Source organism: Stutzerimonas balearica DSM 6083 (genome assembly GCF_000818015.1).
GTDB classification, from domain to species: Bacteria; Pseudomonadota; Gammaproteobacteria; order Pseudomonadales; family Pseudomonadaceae; genus Stutzerimonas; species Stutzerimonas balearica.
This window is the reverse complement of the sequence record NZ_CP007511.1, coordinates 566,470-584,628: the sequence shown is the minus strand read 5'-3', so window position 1 is coordinate 584,628 and position 18,159 is coordinate 566,470. Positions and strand designations below refer to the sequence as shown.

Annotated in this window: 13 protein-coding genes; all 13 read right to left on the bottom strand. The window is 61.6% G+C overall.

Annotated features, from left to right (window positions below; all coding sequences use genetic code 11):
* Positions 1-9: 9 nt before the first annotated feature.
* The 13 genes from CL52_RS02620 to CL52_RS02560 all read right to left on the bottom strand — a co-directional run bounded on the left by CL52_RS02620 (position 10) and on the right by CL52_RS02560 (position 18,042).
* Positions 10-1,860, bottom strand: coding sequence for an Lnb N-terminal periplasmic domain-containing protein (locus tag CL52_RS02620; protein ID WP_043218325.1), 1,851 nt, complete (start codon positions 1,858-1,860; stop codon positions 10-12).
* A 64-nt stretch (positions 1,861-1,924) separates the two neighbouring features.
* The gene (locus tag CL52_RS02615; protein WP_043218322.1) at positions 1,925-2,413 is read right to left on the bottom strand and encodes a DUF3015 domain-containing protein; all 489 of its coding nucleotides are present in this window, start codon (positions 2,411-2,413) and stop codon (positions 1,925-1,927) included.
* Positions 2,414-2,600: 187 nt separating this feature from the next.
* Positions 2,601-3,668: a uroporphyrinogen decarboxylase gene (hemE, locus tag CL52_RS02610; RefSeq protein ID WP_043218318.1), complete on the bottom strand. Its 1,068-nt coding sequence runs from the start codon at positions 3,666-3,668 to the stop codon at positions 2,601-2,603.
* A gap of 115 nt (positions 3,669-3,783) precedes the next feature.
* Complete coding sequence (locus tag CL52_RS02605; RefSeq protein WP_043218316.1) at positions 3,784-5,202, bottom strand: FAD-dependent oxidoreductase; 1,419 nt, start codon at positions 5,200-5,202, stop codon at positions 3,784-3,786.
* 89 nt (positions 5,203-5,291) lie between these two features.
* The gene (gene gltB / locus CL52_RS02600; protein ID WP_043218314.1) at positions 5,292-9,737 is read right to left on the bottom strand and encodes a glutamate synthase large subunit; all 4,446 of its coding nucleotides are present in this window, start codon (positions 9,735-9,737) and stop codon (positions 5,292-5,294) included.
* A 174-nt stretch (positions 9,738-9,911) separates the two neighbouring features.
* Complete coding sequence (locus tag CL52_RS02595) at positions 9,912-11,444, bottom strand: AAA family ATPase (protein WP_043222889.1); 1,533 nt, start codon at positions 11,442-11,444, stop codon at positions 9,912-9,914.
* A gap of 2 nt (positions 11,445-11,446) precedes the next feature.
* Positions 11,447-12,550 carry a 3-dehydroquinate synthase gene (gene aroB, locus CL52_RS02590; protein WP_043218310.1) on the bottom strand — a complete coding sequence of 368 codons (1,104 nt, stop codon included), beginning with the start codon at positions 12,548-12,550 and terminating at the stop codon, positions 11,447-11,449.
* A gap of 24 nt (positions 12,551-12,574) precedes the next feature.
* Positions 12,575-13,120, bottom strand: a complete 546-nt coding sequence (gene aroK, locus CL52_RS02585) for a shikimate kinase AroK (protein ID WP_061339736.1) — start codon at positions 13,118-13,120, stop codon at positions 12,575-12,577.
* Positions 13,121-13,124: 4 nt separating this feature from the next.
* Positions 13,125-15,206 (bottom strand): type IV pilus secretin PilQ, encoded by a 2,082-nt coding sequence (locus CL52_RS02580; protein WP_043218307.1) that lies wholly within the window; start codon positions 15,204-15,206, stop codon positions 13,125-13,127.
* Between the two features lie 55 nt (positions 15,207-15,261).
* Positions 15,262-15,789: a type 4a pilus biogenesis lipoprotein PilP gene (gene pilP, locus CL52_RS02575; protein ID WP_043218306.1), complete on the bottom strand. Its 528-nt coding sequence runs from the start codon at positions 15,787-15,789 to the stop codon at positions 15,262-15,264.
* Positions 15,786-16,409, bottom strand: a complete 624-nt coding sequence (pilO, locus tag CL52_RS02570) for a type 4a pilus biogenesis protein PilO (RefSeq protein ID WP_043218303.1) — start codon at positions 16,407-16,409, stop codon at positions 15,786-15,788. Before pilO ends, pilP begins: the two co-directional genes overlap by 4 nt.
* On the bottom strand, positions 16,406-16,978 hold the full coding sequence (locus CL52_RS02565; RefSeq protein WP_043218300.1) for a PilN domain-containing protein: 573 nt from the start codon (positions 16,976-16,978) through the stop codon (positions 16,406-16,408). The genes pilO and CL52_RS02565 overlap by 4 nt, the downstream gene beginning before the upstream one ends.
* The gene (locus tag CL52_RS02560) at positions 16,978-18,042 is read right to left on the bottom strand and encodes a pilus assembly protein PilM (protein WP_043218298.1); all 1,065 of its coding nucleotides are present in this window, start codon (positions 18,040-18,042) and stop codon (positions 16,978-16,980) included. The genes CL52_RS02565 and CL52_RS02560 overlap by 1 nt, the downstream gene beginning before the upstream one ends.
* Between the last annotated feature and the right edge of the window lie 117 nt (positions 18,043-18,159).

Below are 18,159 nucleotides of genomic sequence, written 5' to 3'. Positions count from 1 at the left end.
CCTCGATCCTCAATAGAAGTACCAGCGTAGCTGCAGCTGCACCTCGGTCGCTGCGGCCTCGGCAAAAACCCGCTCGAGACCAAGGCGCAACCCCACATCGCTACTCAGCTCGAACTGCTGAGCCAGCCCGAGCCGGCGGCGCACCTCGCCATGATGGAAATAGTCGCCTCGCGCCTCCAACAGCAGGTTGCCCATCCGATTGCGCCACAGCAGCCCGCTGTCGAATCCGACAGCGGGGCTGAGCCATGCCGCTGCGTCGGGATTGTGTTCGATCCGCACCGTCGCCAGGGCAAAACCGAGCAGCGCTTCATTCAACTCCCAAGTGAAGCCACCGCCACCATTGATATGCCCTACCAGACGCTCGTCCGCCTGCTCCGTAGCTACCCGCTCGAGGCCGGCGGCCACCTGCCACGACCATGGTTTGAGCAGCGGTGACATCGGCGTCAGCGAGCGGATGCCGGCCAGATCCAGGCGCTGCAGCTGCAAACGACCGCCTTCGTACTGACGAAGCTGTAGCTGTGCAATCTCGATCTGCGCACCGAGCGGAAAGCCCTCGAGGTTGTCCAGCAGATCGTGATAAGCCATCCGAAGGCCGTAATCGGCGAAGGCACGGCCGTCCCGATTGCCGATGCCAGCCAGCAGCGTTCTCGATTCATGCCCCTGCTCGGGCAGTGCCGGCTGCTTGATCTGCAATCGAGGAGGCGGGTTGCGATTGATCGCCTGGAGTAATCGATAGCTGTGAGCGGCATTGCGCGGGTCTCGCTCCTGCCCTGCCGCGTGATAGCGCAGCAGGCGATAGGCCGCATCCTGAATCAGCGCGCGCCGCTCAGCGGCCAGTATCAGATAGTCCGGCTCGTCGACGACGCTCGGGCTGTCGGCAAGACGGGAAACCCATGCGAGCTCCTGCGCTTGCAGCGGTGCACTGCGCGTCAGGAGTTCGCGCTCACGCGATGGCCGGTAATCGATGCGCTCCACCAGGCCGGCATCCTTGACCGCACGTACGGTGTCGGCGGGAATCGCGGTCAGGGGAAACTGCTCGGTAAGCTCCAGACCTGGCCGGGCGATCTCCAGCAGCTCCAGCAGCCGATAGGAGCAATTTTCATCAAAGAAGAAGTAGTCGAACTGGATCTGCTTGAGTTCCCAGACGTGCTCGAGCATCCGCCCGGTTTCTTCGGGCGTGAGATTCAGCCGGTACTCCCAGAGGTCGCGGTTTTCCAAACGACTGTATTCGCCGATCTTTTCGCGATAGGGCAGCAGTGAGAACAGCCCGGGGTAGCCGCCCATCAGGCCTTTCCAGGCGTAGAGAATGCTGTTGTCCATGCCCTCGATGAAGGCACCGAAATTCAACGCATAACTGAGCAGCGGGCTGCCTTGCGTATCGATGTCGACCTGATCGATGCGCAGCAGCGTATGGCCGAACATCGACGAAGGGCTGTTGAGATAGGCCGCCGGAAACACCAGCACACTGCTGTGAGGGGCAATGTCGGCATACCACTCATTGAACTCGGCACAGGAGACGGCAGGAAGATCATCCAGTGCCAGCTGCTCGCGCAGCCAGCGGGTACGCGCCGGATAGACGCACTGCGGATGCCGGTCGCCCAGGCTGGACGGAGCATAGAGGCCGGCCAGGGTAGCCGTCAGCTCTGCGGCTGGGTCCCATGCGCCGTCCTCGGCCAGAAAGAAGGCGTCATCGTCGACGTAGCTGCGCCAGCCAGCCAGCTTGCCGCGTTCGTAGTGGCCAAGCGAGAGCCAGTAGGGATCGCTTGCCAGCCGCTGCAACCGATCAGCCGGAGCGGGGGCAGCCGCCTGCACGAGGGCGCTCGCGCAGCAGCACGTCAGCAGGAACAGTGTTCGGAACATGCCTGGCCAAGAGATAGCCTGAGAGAAACGTGCCCGCTGAGCGGGCACGATGAGGAGACCCGCGTCAGACCTGCTCGGCGTAGCGAGCCAGGCGGGCGTCCTGCTTCAGTACGGCCAGGGTCGCCGCGTGGACCTGCTCGGCGGTCACATCGGCAGAGCTGAAGATCTGCTCGAAATGAGCATGGGTGACGGCAGCGAAGTGCGCACGATCCTCGGGTTTGACACCGAGCACCACCGCATAGGTGGTCAGGGCTTCGCCCTCGCCCTTGGCCATATCCTCCGACAGCTCGGTCATGATGCTGCTCAGCACCAGCATTGGCTTGCCGTTGTAGGTCAGCGTGCCATCGGTAGAGCAACCGTTGGTGCCCGACGTCATGCCGAAGGTGGCATTGCCGGAAGTGCCGTTGGTGATCGACGCCACCAGGTGGGAAGGCAGGCCGCGCTGGCCTTCGAACAGCATGTTGCCCCAACCGCAGCCGGGGCCGCCGGGCGCTTCGGCGAAGGCGCCGGCCGATACAGTGCAGAGCAGGGACGCTAGCAGAATCCGTTTCATGTTCGTTCTCTTATCCAGTGAAATGGCCGACGCCCTTGCCGGCCGCGCCGTAGCTTTCGGCATATCCCGCGGGGCTGTCAAGGCGAACCCGTGCGCCGCGGTCATTGCGTCAACAAAAGCCCGGCCGGCAACCACTGAAAACGCAAACGCCCCGCTCGAGCGGGGCGTTGACGTTACGGCGACCGGATCAGACCTGGTGGTACGGCAGTGACAGCTCGTGCACAGCCTCGATGAACGCGCCGGCATGCGCCGGATCGACCTCTGGCGTGATGCCGTGACCAAGATTGAAGACGTGGCCGTTGCCGTGGCCGAAGCTGGCGAGAATTCGGCCGACCTCGGCGCGAATCGCTTCCGGCTTGGCGTAGAGAACGCTCGGGTCCATGTTGCCCTGCAGAGCGACCTTGTCACCTACACGAGCACGGGCACTGCCAATGTCGCAGGTCCAGTCCAGACCCAGCGCCTCGGCACCGCTGTCGGCCATGGATTCGAGCCACAGCCCGCCGCCCTTGGTGAACAGGATCACCGGTACCCGGCGTCCATCATGCTCACGGATCAGCCCGTCGACGATCTTGCGCATGTAGGCCAGCGAAAATTCCTGGTATGCCGCTGCCGACAGGCTGCCACCCCAGGAATCGAAGATCTGTACCGCCTGGGCGCCGGCGCGGATCTGGCCGTTGAGGTAGCTGGTGACGGACTGCGCCAGCTTGTCGAGCAGCGCATGCATCGCTGCCGGATCGCTATAGAGCATCGCCTTGGACTTGCGGAAGTCCTTGGAGGAGCCGCCCTCGACCATGTAGGTCGCCAGCGTCCAGGGGCTGCCGGAGAACCCGATCAGCGGCACACGGCCATTCAGTTCACGGCGAATGGTGCGCACCGCCTGCATGACGTAGCCCAGATCCTGCTCGGGGTCGGGGATCGGTAGCGCTTCGATGTCGGCTGCAGTGCTGACCACCTTCTTGAAACGCGGGCCTTCGCCTGTCTCGAAGTAGAGCCCCAGGCCCATGGCGTCAGGAACCGTGAGGATGTCCGAGAAGAGGATCGCCGCATCGAGCGGATAGCGATCCAGCGGCTGCAGCGTCACTTCACAGGCCAGCTCCGGATTCATGCACAAGCTCATGAAGTCGCCTGCCTTGGCGCGGCTAGCACGATATTCCGGCAGGTAGCGGCCAGCCTGGCGCATCATCCATACCGGGGTGACGTCGACGGGCTGCTTGAGCAGGGCACGAAGGAAACGGTCGTTCTTCAAGGCAGTCATGTAGGGGTTCCCGCGAAAAATTGCCGTGCATTGTCGCAAAGCGGATAGCAAAAGGCACGGCGAACGCCGTGCCCTTTCAATCGGCTTGATTCAGGTCAGGCCGATGCGCTGAGGTTCAGACGCCGAGGTAGTCAAGAATCCCTTCGGCAGCCTGACGCCCCTCGAAGATCGCGGTGACGACCAGGTCGGAACCGCGCACCATGTCGCCGCCGGCGAAGATCTTCGGATTGCTGGTCTGGTGCTTGAACTCACCGAGCTCCGGCGCGATCACGCGACCCTGATTGTCCAGCTGGATACCGATATCCTCGAACCACGGGGCCGGGCTGGGACGGAAACCAAAGGCGATCACCACGGCATCGGCCGGTAGCACTTCCTCGGAACCCGGGATCGGCTCGGGGCTGCGACGGCCACGGGCATCAGGCTCACCGAGGCGCGTCTCGACGACCTTGACGCCTTCGACCTTGTCCTCGCCGATGATGGCGATCGGCTGACGATTGAAGAGGAACTTGACGCCCTCTTCCTTCGCATTCTTCACCTCACGGCGCGAGCCGGGCATGTTCTTGGCGTCACGGCGGTAGGCGCAGGTAACGCTCTTGGCGCCCTGGCGGATCGAGGTGCGGTTACAGTCCATCGCCGTGTCACCGCCACCCAGCACCACGACCTTCTTGCCCTTCATGTCGATGAAGTCTTCGGCCGATTTCTCGAAACCAAGGTTGCGGTTGACGTTGGAGATGAGGAAGTCCAGCGCGTCGTACACACCGGGCAGGTCCTCGCCCGGGAAGCCGCCTTTCATGTAGGTGTAGGTGCCCATGCCCATGAACACCGCGTCGTATTCGGCGAGCAGCTGGTCCATGGAGATATCTTTACCCACCTCGGTATTGAGGCGGAATTCGATGCCCATGCCAGTGAAGATCTCGCGACGACGGCTGAGAACGGTCTTCTCAAGCTTGAACTCCGGAATACCGAAGGTCAGCAGGCCGCCGATTTCCGGGTTTCGATCGAACACCACGGGGGTGACACCGTTACGCGCCAGCACATCGGCGCAACCGAGACCGGCAGGACCGGCGCCGATGACCGCCACACGCTTGCCGGTCGGCTTGACCTTGGACATGTCCGGTCGCCAGCCCATGGCGAACGCCGTGTCGGTGATGTACTTCTCGACAGAGCCGATGGTCACCGCGCCGAAACCGTCGTTCAGCGTGCAGGCGCCCTCGCACAGGCGATCCTGCGGGCAGACCCGGCCGCAGACTTCCGGCAGCGTGTTGGTCTGGTGACACAGCTCGGCAGCCGCGAGGATGTTGCCCTCGGAAACCAGCTTCAGCCAGTTCGGGATGTAGTTGTGAACCGGGCACTTCCACTCGCAGTACGGGTTGCCGCAACCGAGGCAGCGGTGCGCCTGTTCGCAAGCCTGCTCCGGCTTGAAGGGTTCGTAGATCTCGACGAATTCCTTCTTGCGCTGGCGCAGCAGCTTCTTCTTCGGATCCTTGCGCCCGACCTCGATGAACTGGAAGTCGTTGTTTAGACGTTCAGTCATTTGAAACCTCATCAGCTAGCTTGAGCCGGCGCGCCTGGCCCGCAGAGGCGGGCCAGGCGTCACTGGCATGCAGCACTACGCTCAAATTCTTATTGCGGGTTGGCTCGGGTGCTGGAAAGCAGCGACGCCAGATTCGCGGCCTTTGGCTTGACCAGCCAGAAGCGGCGCAGGTAATCGTCGAGATTCTCCAGGATCTGAGCGCCCCAGGCGCTGCCCGTCTCGTTGACATACTCACGCAGTACCGACTGCAGATGGCTGCGGTGCGCTTCCATCGTCTCGCCGGTAATGCGGTGCAGGTTCACCAGCTCGTTGTTCACCCGATCGATGAAGCTGTTGTCCATGTCCAGCACATAGGCGAAGCCGCCTGTCATGCCGGAGCCGAAGTTGGAGCCCGTCTTGCCCAGGACACAGACGAAGCCGCCCGTCATGTACTCGCAGCAATGATCGCCAGTGCCCTCGACGACGGCATGCGCCCCCGAGTTGCGCACCGCGAAGCGCTCACCGGCGGTGCCCGCCGCGAACAGCTTGCCCCCGGTTGCGCCATACAGACAGGTGTTGCCGATGATGGCCGACTCCTGAGAGGCGTAACCGGCTTCGCGCGGCGGAGTGACCACCAGCTTGCCTCCGGTCATGCCCTTGCCCACGTAGTCGTTGGCATCGCCCTCGAGGTACAGATGCAGACCGCCGGCGTTCCATACACCGAAGCTCTGTCCGGCGGTACCTTTGAAGCGGAAGGTCAGTGGCGCATCCTTCATGCCCTGGTTGCCGTGCAGGCGTGCGATTTCGCCGGACACGCGGGCGCCGATCGAGCGATCACAGTTGCAAATCGACAGCTCGTACTCGCCGCCCGCCTTCTGTTCGATGGCCGACTTGGCCAGACGCACCATTTCCTCGGCCAGCAGGCCCTGGTCGAATGGCGGGTTGCGGTCGACTTCGCAGGTCTGTGGCTTGTCGGCCAGCTCGCTGCCGCCGAGCAGCGGCGAGAGGTCGAGTGCCTTCTGCTTGTCGGTCTCGCCAGGCAACACATCGAGCAGATCGGTACGACCGATCAGCTCACCGAGACTGCGCACACCGAGACGAGCCAGCCACTCGCGGGTTTCCTCGGCAACAAAGGTGAAGAAGTTCACCACCATGTCGACGGTCCCGATGAAGTGGTCCTTGCGCAGTTGTTCGTTCTGCGTCGCGATGCCGGTCGCACAGTTGTTCAGGTGGCAGATGCGCAGGTACTTGCAGCCCAGTGCGATCATTGGTGCCGTACCGAAGCCAAAGCTCTCGGCGCCGAGGATCGCCGCCTTGATCACGTCCAGGCCGGTTTTCAGACCGCCATCGGTCTGCACCCGGACCTTGCCGCGCAGATCGTTGCCACGCAGGGTCTGATGGGTCTCTGCGAGCCCCAGCTCCCATGGCGAGCCGGCGTAACGAATCGATGTCAGCGGCGAGGCGCCGGTGCCGCCGTCGTAACCGGAAATGGTGATCAGATCGGCATAGGCCTTGGCCACGCCGGCCGCGATGGTGCCCACGCCCGGCTCGGCAACCAGCTTGACCGAGACAAGCGCCTGCGGGTTGACCTGCTTGAGGTCATAGATCAGCTGCGCAAGGTCTTCGATCGAATAGATATCGTGATGCGGCGGCGGCGAGATCAGCGTGACGCCCGGCACCGCATAACGCAGGCGTGCGATCAGGCCATTGACCTTGCCGCCCGGCAACTGGCCGCCTTCGCCGGGCTTGGCGCCCTGGGCAACCTTGATCTGCAGCACTTCGGCATTGACCAGATACTCCGGCGTGACGCCGAAGCGACCGGTAGCGACCTGCTTGATCTTGGAGCTGCGCTCGGTACGGTAGCGGGCCGGGTCTTCCCCACCCTCACCGGAGTTGGAATGCGCGCCGATCCGGTTCATCGCCGCAGCGATCGCCTCATGCGCCTCTGGCGAAAGGGCTCCGAGGGAGATGCCGGCAGAGTCGAAGCGCTTGAGGATCTGCTCCAGCGGCTCGACTTCCTCGAGCGCCAGCGGCTGGGCCGCCTCCTTGACCTTCAGCAGGTCGCGGATCATCGATACCGGCCGCTGGTCGACCAGTGCGGTGTATTCCTTGAAGCGCGAATAGTCGCCGCTCTGCACCGCCGCCTGTAGCGCACCGACCACATCGGGGTTGTAGGCGTGATATTCGCCGCCATAGACGAACTTGAGCAGACCACCCTGCTGGATCGGCCGACGAGCGTTCCAGGCCTCGGTCGCCAGCGCCTTCTGCTCGGCTTCGAGATCGACGAAACGCGCGCCCTTGATCCGGCTGGCCACGCCGCGGAAGCTCAGATCGACCACCTCTTCGGCCAGGCCGACTGCCTCGAACAGCTGCGCACCACGATAGGATGCGATCGTGGAGATGCCCATCTTCGAGATGATTTTCAGCAGCCCCTTGGAGATACCTTTGCGGTAATGCTTGAACACCTCGTAGAGATCGCCCAGCACCTCACCGGTACGGATCAGGTCGCCAAGCACCTCGTAGGCAAGGAACGGGTAGACCGCGGTCGCGCCGAAACCGATGAGCACGGCAAAGTGATGCGGATCGCGCGCCGTCGCGGTTTCCACCAGAATGTTGCAGTCACAGCGCAGGCCGGTCTCGACCAGCCGGTGGTGCACGGCACCCACGGCTAGCGAGGCGTGCACCGGCAGCTTTCCGGGCACGATGTGCCGGTCGCTGAGCACCAGCAGCACCTTGCCGGCACGCACCGCCTCTTCGGCCTGGTCGGCGATATTGCGCACCGCGGTCTCGAGGCCGACGCTCTCGTCGTAGTTGAGATCGATCAGGTGGCGCTCGAAACCCGGCCGACCCAGCTCCATGATGCTCCGCCACTTGGCAGGCGAAATCACCGGAGTCGTCAGGATGGCGCGATTGGCGTGGTCAGCGGTTTCCTCGAAGACGTTGCGCTCGGCTCCCAGACAGGTTTCGAGCGACATCACGATGGCTTCGCGCAGCGGATCGATCGGAGGATTGGTGACCTGCGCGAACTGCTGACGGAAGTAGTCGTAAGGCGAGCGAACCCGGCGCGAAAGCACAGCCATGGGCGTATCGTCGCCCATCGAACCGACCGCTTCCTGGCCCTGCTCGGCCAACGGGCGAAGCACCTGGTCACGCTCCTCGAAGGTGACCTGGAACATTTTCATGTACTGCTTGAGCTGGTCGGCGTCGTAGAACGCCGAGCCATGATCGTTATCGTCGAGCGTCGACTGGATGCGCAGCGCATTTTCACGCAGCCACTTCTTGTAAGGGTGGCGCGATTTCAGTCGATTATCGATGTCGGCAGTGTGCAGCACTTCGCCGGTCTCGGTATCCACGGCGAGAATCTGCCCAGGGCCTACCCGACCCTTGGCGATGACATCTTCGGGCTTGTAGTCCCACACGCCCACTTCCGATGCGAGCGTAATGTAGCCGTTCTTCGTGGTGACCCAGCGAGCCGGACGAAGACCGTTACGATCGAGCAGACACACCGCATAGCGGCCGTCGGTCAACACCACGCCCGCCGGGCCATCCCACGGCTCCATATGCATGGAGTTGTACTCGTAGAAGGCGCGCAGATCGGCGTCCATGGTTTCGACGTTCTGCCACGCCGGCGGAATAATCATGCGCACGCCGCGGAACAGATCCATTCCGCCGGTGACCAACAGCTCAAGCATGTTATCCATGCTCGAGGAGTCGGAACCGGTGCGATTGACCAGCGGTGACAGGCTCTCGAGGTCGGGCAACTGCTCGTTGGCGAACTTCAGGCGACGAGCCTGAGCCCAGTTGCGGTTGCCGGTGATGGTGTTGATCTCGCCGTTGTGCGCGAGGAAGCGGAACGGTTGAGCAAGCGGCCACTGCGGCATGGTATTGGTGGAGAAGCGCTGGTGGAACACGCAGATGGCAGTAGCCAGGCGCTCATCGCCAAGGTCGGGATAGAAGCTAGCCAGATCGGCTGGCATCATCAGGCCTTTGTAGATGATGTCCTTGGCCGAAAGGCTGCAGACGTAGAATTCTTTGTCGGCGACCAAGGCCACTTCGGCGCGGCGGCGCGCGAAGAACAGCTTGATGGCGAACTCGCGATCGGAGAGCTCCGGCGCTGCGACGAATACCTGCTCGATACGCGGCAGGCGCTCGAGGGCCAGCCGACCAAGCACGCTGGTGTCGACCGGAACTTCGCGCCAGCCGACAACGTCGAGCCCTTGAGCGACCAGCTCCTCACTCAGTCGCCCGCGTGCGCTGTCAGCTTTCGCTGCGTCCTGACTGAGAAAGACCATGCCGACAGCGTACTGCTCGGGCATTTCGACATCGAAGCGCTCCCTGGCGATCGCGCGCAGGAAGGCATCGGGCTTCTGCATCAACAGACCGCAGCCGTCGCCGGTCTTGCCGTCGGCATTGATCCCGCCCCGATGGGTCATGCAGGTCAACGATTCGATGGCGGTTTTTAGCAGGTGATGGCTTGCCTCGCCCTGCATGTGGGCAATCAGGCCGAAGCCGCAGTTATCCTTGAATTCTTCAGGACGAAACAGACCTGCTCTCATAGGCGCTCCACCAGCTAATACGTTGTAAATCAACCCCTTACTGACGGAGCGCTGAAAAGCCCCGTCATACACGCGGGCAAAAGGGGGAGCAGTTTACAAAGGCTGCTAGAGCGACACAAACAAAAATTTGCAAGCCCCAAAACGGTGCATCGCGCACTTTTTTGGGGCAATTTTTTACTGCGCAGAGCGAATTTCGCCCTGCACACTCGAAAAACTACGCACCCAGGGCTTGCCCGCCTGAAGCTTGGCCGGCAATTTCTTCACGGCATCAACGGCCTGCGCACGCGAAGCAAAACTGCCGTAGGTAACCACGTAGAACGGCTTGCCTTGGTGATTCTTGACGAAGTATCGGAACTCGCCTCCGTATTCCTGCACCAGTGCTTTCGCATTCTTCTCGGCACGAGTCCCAACGACCTGAACTAGATAGCGACTCCCCGGCTGCTGCGAATACCACGACTGTGCGGCAGACGAAACGGTCGAATCGCGTGACGGTGCGGCAACCGGTCGCGGCGCTACAGCCACTGTTGGCGCGGGAGAGGCTTGCGGCGCTGGCGTTGGCGTTGGCGTTGGCGTTGGCGTTGGCGTTGGCGTTGAGCTTGCCGGCGAAGAGCCCGAAGCAGCAACATCTGCCGGCAGCGCCCCCGGCGCAGCGATCGCATTGTCGCCGTCGTCCTCCGGCGCACCGGCCGCAGCGGCGAGCGGCTCGCGAATGACCGGCTGCGCCTCGCTGCCAAGCGGTAACGGCAGCGGCTTCTCGGCACCGTTGAACTCTATGGCAGCCCCGGAGGAGCCGGTTTCGCCCTGAGCATCGAGACCTGCATTACCTGCGAGTTCGACTGGCCCCTCCTCACCCCCCCTGAGCACCAGCGCCACCACGACCACCAGCACGACACCAAGGGCGGCAAACAGGTGCTTACCAGGCAACGGCAAGCCCCAGTTTCGCTTTCGTCCACGGGAAGCCGCCGATTGCTGCATGCTTTCGACCAACTCCTCTCGCGCAACTTCGTTTATCGCGCCAGGCCAGCCACCCGACTCCTCATGGATCCGCACGACCTGCTCGCGGGTGAAGCAGTCCAGATCGCTACCGGCGCCTTCCAATCGAGTTGCCAGGTACTCTCGGGTCTCGTCCTCTTCATAGGGCTGCAATGCAATGACGTGGTACGACTCCTGTGCCGTTCCCCCGCTCAGCGCCTCAAGACGGGAGACCAAAGCATCTAGCCCGAAGAGAAACACGTGCGGCCTTGCTTCGGCGTTGCCGTTGGCGAGCCGCATGAGGGTCTCGATCGCCGCCCCTGTGAGACGGTCTGCATCATCGACCAGCAGATAAACTTCTTGCCCGGTAATGGCGAGCTGGACAATTTGCGCCATGATCGCCTCGAAGTCGGCAACCGGGGCGCTCACGGCCTGAGCAATCTGCTGAAGCAGCGCACTGGCATCCAGCGACCCAGAAGGAGTGATCACCACGCTTTGTACCGACTGCTTGTTGCTGCTGGCGACGAGCGCCTGGCGAAGCAGCGTCTTGCCGCTCCCCTCAGGCCCGGTCACAACAAGCACTAGCTGGCTATAGCGAGCCAGGTGATGCAACTGCCCAAGCACCGGCTTGCGCTGCGCCGGAAAAAACTTGAATCCAGGCACCCGCGCAGCGAAAGGATCGTGGGAAAACCCGTAATGGGCGAGAAAGGCGTCGTCAGCAGCCAGACCAGTCATGTTCATGCTCCAAGCTCTTGCGCAATCGAACGGTAGTCGGCAACAAGGGTTTCGTTCAGTACATCGCGAGAGAAATCAGCGGTCACCACGGCCTGCCCCAACGACTTGAGCAGAACCAGACGAAGCTGGCCGTTCTGGACTTTCTTGTCGACCGCCATATGCGTCAGGAAGTCTTCCGCCCGCATGTCGGCGGGTGGCTCCACCGGAAGCCCCGCTGCCTGAAGCAGGCGCATCGCACGATCACGCGCCCCGCCATCAATCCAGCCCAGGCGTCGGGACATCTCCAACGCCATGGCCGTTCCAGCGCCCACCGCCTCGCCGTGCAACCAGGTCCCGTAGCCCTGATGCGTTTCGATTGCATGGCCGAAGGTATGCCCAAGATTGAGGATCGCTCGAATACCTTCTTCGCGCTCGTCTGCACCGACGACCCGCGCCTTGGCAGCGCACGAGCGGTGAATCGCCTCGTTCAAAGACGCCATGTCGAGCGCCAGCAGCTTATCGATGTTGCTTTCCAGCCACTCGAGAAACGGTGCATCGCAGATCAGGCCGTACTTGATGACCTCGGCCAAGCCCGCCGACAGCTCGCGGGCCGGCAGAGTGGTCAAGGTCGAGGAATCGATGATCACGCCGAGCGGCTGGTAGAAGGCACCGATCATGTTCTTGCCAAGCGGGTGATTGATGCCCGTCTTGCCACCAACCGACGAATCGACCTGTGAGAGCAAGGTGGTAGGCACCTGTATGAAGTCGACACCGCGCTGATAACACGCCGCTGCGAAGCCAGCCATGTCGCCGACCACGCCACCGCCCAGGGCGATGATGGTGGTACGCCGGTCGTGCCGGGCCTGGAGTAGGCCGTCGAAAATCAGCTGTAGCGTCTGCCAATTCTTGAACGCCTCGCCGTCTGGAAGAACGATCGGCGTGACGGTGTAACCCCCAAGGCTGGCCAACAGGCGCTCAAGATACAGTGGCGCGACCGTCTCGTTGGTCACCACAGCGACCTGACGACCTCGAATAAGCCCTGCGAAAAGCTCGCTGCGCGACAGCAGCCCTTCGCCGATATAAATGGGATAGCTACGCTCGCCGAGATCGACCTTCAGAGTCTGCATGACGCCCCCGCTGGATAAAGGGCGCTAGGATAGCGCAGATTGCTCCCGCCCATCACGAGACGGCAGCCCCTCAAGCCGGCGCAGAATCTCACCGACCACCGCGCGCGGCGGACGGTCATCCGTCTCGATGATGATGTCGGCCACGGAGCGATATAAGGGATCGCGCAAAGACATCAGCTCGGTCAGCGTCTTGCGCGGATCCAAGGTCTGCAACAAGGGGCGATTGCGGTCCCGGGCAGTCCGCTCGAGCTGTTGGTCCACTGATGTACACAGATAGACCACCCTTCCGCCCGCACGCAGCGCCTGCCGATTCTGTTCTCGCATGACGGCACCACCGCCAGTCGCCAACACCATTCCGCCAAGCTGGCATAGCTCGGCGATGACGGCCTGCTCGCGATCACGGAAGCCTTGCTCGCCCTCCACATCGAAAATCAGTGGAATACTAGCCCCCGTGCGCTGCTCGATCTCCTTGTCCGAATCCTTGAAGGGTACGTGCAGCTCTTTTGCCAACAGGCGCCCGATGGTGCTTTTGCCTGCCCCCATCGGGCCTACGAGAATGGTATTGGTCACCGCATCAATGACTCACAGCTATCGCTTGGTTACTCATGATACGCGGAGTCAGGAAGATCAGCAGTTCCGATTTTTCGTTGGTTACAGTGTCACGACGGAACAGGCGACCGAGGTAAGGCAAGTCCCCCAGGAACGGTACCTTGTCGACCGACTTGCTCTGCGTATTCGAGAAGACACCACCGATCACAATCGTCTCGCCGTCGTTGACCAGCACTTTGGCGTTGACCTCGTTCTTATTGATTGGCGGCACGCCGTTGAGCACGTTCTGGAAGTCTGGCGCGTCTTTCGTGACCTTGACCTCCATAATGATGCGGTTGTCAGGCGTGATCTGAGGGGTCACCTCCAACGACAGCGCCGCTTCCTTGAAAGAGGTGCTGGTCGCACCGCTGGAGCTGGCTTCTTGGTAGGGAATTTCGGAGCCCTTCAGGATCTTGGCTGTTTCCTTGTCCGACGTAACGACCTTCGGCTGCGAAACAACCTCGCCATTTCCGGTTTTCTCCATCGCCGACAGTTCCAGATCGAGAATCAGATTGTCAGTGACGTAGCCAATACCAATTCCTGCTGTTCGATTCGCCACACCAAGATCGACAAAGGGGAAGTTGCCATTGGAATCCTCACCGGAATCTCCACCTTCATCTCCCAAATCGTCATTGCCGTAGACCGCGCCGCGACCGTTGGCAAATATTTGCGTTCCGCCCCAGCGCACCCCAAGACTCTTGTCGTAATCGACGTTCGCCTCGACGATGCGCGCCTCGATCATCACCTGGCGAACCGGGATATCCAGCTGCATGACGATGCGGCGCAGTTCGTCCAGCCGCTCCTGGGTCTGGTAGGCGATGATGCTGTTGGTGCGGTCATCGACGGCGATGGAGCCGCGCTCCTCGGTTGCCCCGCTGCCATTCTCGGTGACCGACTGGAACAGACGCGCAATGTCGGCAGCCTTGGCATAGTTGACCTGAATCAGCTCGCGCCGCAGCGGCGCCAGCTCGGCGATTTGCCGCTGCGACTCGAGCTCCTGCCGCTCACGGGCCGCGATCTCGTCCGCAGGCGCCACAAGCAGCACATTACCTACCTGGCGCTTATCCAATCCCTTCGTCTTGAGCACCAGGTCAAGCGCCTGATCCCACGGCACATTCTGCAGACGCAGGGTAATGTTGCCCTGCACGGTGTCACTGGCCACCAGGTTCAGATCGGTGAAGTCGGCAATCAGCTGCAGCACCGAGCGCACATCGATATCCTGGAAGTTCAGCGACAGCTTTTCCCCGCTGTACGCAAAGCGCTCAGACTTGCGCTTCTCGGCCTCGTCTTCACTCAGCGGCTTTACGCTAATGGTCAGCTGGTTGTCCGTCTGGTATGCGAGATAGTCATATCGGCCGCTCGGCTCGATCGCCACACTGGCGCCGCCGGATGAGCTGGTGGCATCCACGAAGCGCACCGGCGTGGCAAAGTCCTGCACATCCAGGCGGACACGTAGCGCTTCCGGCAGCTGTGCCTTGTCGAACTTCACATTGATCTTTCCGCCCTGCTCCTCGATGGTCGAGCCGACCGATGCGTCGGACAGGGTGATCACGACATTGCCTGCTCCGTCTTCGCCTCGTCGGAAATCGATATTACTGATGGCTTTGCCGACCATCTTGGCGGCGACCGGCGCAGGCCGGCTCGCTACCGGGGACGCAGCCGCGGACGCAATTGGGGCAGCCGCCCCCTCGTTCTCGCCGAGAACAATGAACAGCTCGTTACCTTCGACTCGAGTGGCGTAGGGCACGAGCGACGCAAGATTAACAATCAGGCGGGTACGCCCCTGCGCTTCGACCACCGTTACGCTACGCGCGTTGCCAAGGCCCAGCTCCCGATTCTTCACACCAAGCTTGTTCGAAACGCCTGGCAGGTCCAGCGCAATGCGGGCCGGCTGCTCTAGCGTATAGCCGCGCGGCTTGCTGACCGGCTCATCGAAGGCCAGCTTGAGCTCGACCCGATCTCCCGGCAGCGATGCCACATCAAGCTTGTTCAAATTCGCTGCCAACAGCGCAGGCGAGGCAAGCAGCGCCAGCATGGCGACGCCCACACGAGAGAGGGTGCTATTCATAAATTGCTTCCGTTGTGCAGACCAATCTAGGTTTTCCATTGTCTGGTGCCCTCGCTCAGGTGCGCTCTTTCAGGTTCAAGCTGCGCGGGCGTTCCAGCCACCCACCATCGCCGTCTGGCACGATTTCCACCACGTCGACACTCGCCTCGCTGATCTCGACGATGCGTCCGTGGTTGCGTCCGAGGTAGTCACCAACCTTTACCCGATGCACACCACCGCCACCGAGAACCAGCGCGTAGCGCCCGTCGCGATTGCTCAGCGTGCCGACCATGACGAAGTTTTCGATATTGAAACCTTCGAGGAACTGACGCACCCGGGTCTCGTCCGGATGAATGTTCTTCGTACCCTTCTGCCGCTGCGCCAAGTCGACCTTGATCGGCGGCTGAAATGGGTGTCGCATGGCCGAAGCGCTGTAGGTAAAGGCCTCATAAGGAACGAATGGCGGCAGTGGCTCGATGGAGCCCTTGGGCCTGGCCCTGACCTCATCGAGGTACTGCTGGAGGTCGGTGAAATCGTTGCCACCGCTGCAGCCAGTCAACGCCAGCACGAGCAGAGCAGAAAACCAAACTCGGGACTTTCTCATTTCTGCAGCCCCTTCTCGTTATAGCGATAAGTCTTGGCGAGAATCTTCATGCGCAGTTTCGATGAACCGGCGTCCTTCACCGGACTGATATCGAAGTCATGGAGGGTGACGATACGGGGCAGACTGGCAACGCCGCTGACGAATGTTGCGAGATCGTGATAGCCGCCCACTACGGATATTTGGATGGGAAGCTCGATGTAGAACTGCTGCGCCACTTCCGGCTGCAGCTTGATCTCTTCGAACTCGAGGCCGCTGCCCAAACCGGTGCGAGTGATGTCCTCCAGCAGCCCGGGCACTTCGGTATCGCTCGGCAGTTGACGCAACAAGGCGCCGAACGACGTCTCCATTTCCGCCATTTGCGCTTTATAGGCTTCGAGGTTGGCCGCCTGGAATGCCTTGGTGGAAAACTGCTGCTTGAGGCTTTCCTCTTGAGCTCGCTGCTGCTCGAGCTCGACGTTGAGATCGCTCAGATGGAAGTAGTAGCCGCCGACCAGCAGACCAACCAGCAGCAAGACCGCCGCAATGACCTTGATCGGCCCCGGCCAGGAACCCAGGTTGTTCACGTCCAGCTCGGACAGATCCACCTTCTTCAGGCTTTCGATGGTTTCAGCCAGACTCATGGCTTGGCTCCTTCCTTTGCAGCAACCGGTTGCGTTTGCTGCACGGTCAGCTGAAATACGTTTTCCTGATCGATCGCCCCCGCCGTCACCGCTTTAACCTCGATGAGATTCGGCGCATCGAGCCACTCAGACCCATCCAGGTTGCGCATCAGGTTCGAAACGCGATTGTTCGACTCGGCCGCGCCCGCAATGGAGATGGTCTTTCCGGCCATCTTGAGATTGGTGAAGTAGACTCCGTCCGGTAGCGTACGCACCAACTGGTCGAAGACTCGCGCGATGATCGGACGATTGCCCTGCAAGTCCTGAATGATCTTCATCCGCTCGAGCAACTGCTGGCGTCGCTCCTTCAGCTCCTTGATTTCCTTGATGCGCGCATCGAGCAGGGCAATTTCCTGACGGACAAAATCGTTGCGTGCGACCTGGTTCTCGATGGCGCCCTGCAGCAAACGGTCACCCAGGAATAACAGGCCAGCGGCGAGCAGAACCACACCGACCAGACTGACCAGGAAGCGCTGCTTGCGCTCTTCGCGCAGCTGTTCGCGCCAGGGAAGTAGGTTGATCCTTGCCATCAGTCGAAGCTCCTCAGGGCCAGGCCACAGGCAATCATCAGCGCGGGCGCATCGCTCGCCAGCGCCCCGGCGTTGACCTTGCTGCTCAGCGCCATGTCGGCGAACGGATTGGCAACCATGGTCTGCGTGCCCACCTTCTGCTGGATGAGCCGGTCGAGATCCGGTATCGAAGCCGTGCCACCTGCCAGCAGAATGCAATCCACGTCATGGAACTGACCGGCTGCGAAAAAGAACTGCAGTGAGCGCGACACCTGCTGAACGACCGCCTCCTTGAACGGCTGCAACACTTCGGTTTCGTAGTCGTCCGGCAAGCCACCCTGTTTCTTCGCCAGCCCTGCCTCCTCCACCGAAAGCCCGTAGCGACGCTGAATTTCCTCGGTGAGCTGGCGACCGCCAAACAGCTGCTCCCGGGTATAAATGGTACGGCCGTTGTGCAGCACACTGAGCGTGGTCATGGTGGCGCCAATATCGACGATGGCGACGGTGAGATCGGCGTGCCCCTGTGCAAGCATGGGCGCGAGCAGATCGTAGGACCGCTCTAGCGCATACGCCTCTACATCGACCACCTTTGCGCTCAGACCGGCGAGCGCTAGAGCGGCCTCGCGGATCTCCACGTTCTCCTTGCGACAGGCCGCAAGCAGCACGTCCACGCGCCCAGGCGCGCGCGCCGCAGGACCCTGAACCTCGAAATCGATGGCAACTTCTTCGAGCGGGTAAGGAATGTACTGGTCCGCCTCGATCTTGAGCTGATTCTCCAGCTCGTCATCGCTCAGGCCGCCGTCCATTTCGATGGTCTTGGTAATGACCGCCGAGCCGGAGACAGCGACAGCGGCTTGCTTGCAACCGGTCTTGGCGCGCGCCACAACACGCTGCAGGGCCTGCCCGACCCCCTCCAGCTCGGCAATGTTCTTCTCGACCACTGCGTTGGGCGGCAAAGGCTCAACGGCGTACGCCTCGACCCGATAGCGATTGCCTGAGCGGCTTAATTCCAGGAGCTTGACCGAGGTCGAACTAATGTCGATCCCAAGTAGCGTATTCGCTTTCTTAGTGAAGAGCCCTAGCACAACCGATTTCCTATCGATATCCGCAAGTTACGGATTAATTATGTTTTGCCGCATTAGATTACAGGCTTGACAGAACCGCAAATGGCTAGAAGGCAAAAAAAACGCATATACTGTGAT

Excerpts from the sequence above, each read along its gene's own strand:
- CL52_RS02620 (WP_043218325.1), bottom strand. The coding sequence starts at position 1,860 with ATGTTCCGAACACTGTTCCTGCTGACGTGCTGCTGCGCGAGCGCCCTC.
- CL52_RS02615 (WP_043218322.1), bottom strand. The coding sequence starts at position 2,413 with ATGAAACGGATTCTGCTAGCGTCCCTGCTCTGCACTGTATCGGCCGGC.
- hemE (WP_043218318.1), bottom strand. The coding sequence starts at position 3,668 with ATGACTGCCTTGAAGAACGACCGTTTCCTTCGTGCCCTGCTCAAGCAG.
- CL52_RS02605 (WP_043218316.1), bottom strand. The coding sequence starts at position 5,202 with ATGACTGAACGTCTAAACAACGACTTCCAGTTCATCGAGGTCGGGCGC.
- gltB (WP_043218314.1), bottom strand. The coding sequence starts at position 9,737 with ATGAGAGCAGGTCTGTTTCGTCCTGAAGAATTCAAGGATAACTGCGGC.
- CL52_RS02595 (WP_043222889.1), bottom strand. The coding sequence starts at position 11,444 with ATGACTGGTCTGGCTGCTGACGACGCCTTTCTCGCCCATTACGGGTTT.
- aroB (WP_043218310.1), bottom strand. The coding sequence starts at position 12,550 with ATGCAGACTCTGAAGGTCGATCTCGGCGAGCGTAGCTATCCCATTTAT.
- CL52_RS02580 (WP_043218307.1), bottom strand. The coding sequence starts at position 15,206 with ATGAATAGCACCCTCTCTCGTGTGGGCGTCGCCATGCTGGCGCTGCTT.
- pilP (WP_043218306.1), bottom strand. The coding sequence starts at position 15,789 with ATGAGAAAGTCCCGAGTTTGGTTTTCTGCTCTGCTCGTGCTGGCGTTG.
- pilO (WP_043218303.1), bottom strand. The coding sequence starts at position 16,409 with ATGAGTCTGGCTGAAACCATCGAAAGCCTGAAGAAGGTGGATCTGTCC.
- CL52_RS02565 (WP_043218300.1), bottom strand. The coding sequence starts at position 16,978 with ATGGCAAGGATCAACCTACTTCCCTGGCGCGAACAGCTGCGCGAAGAG.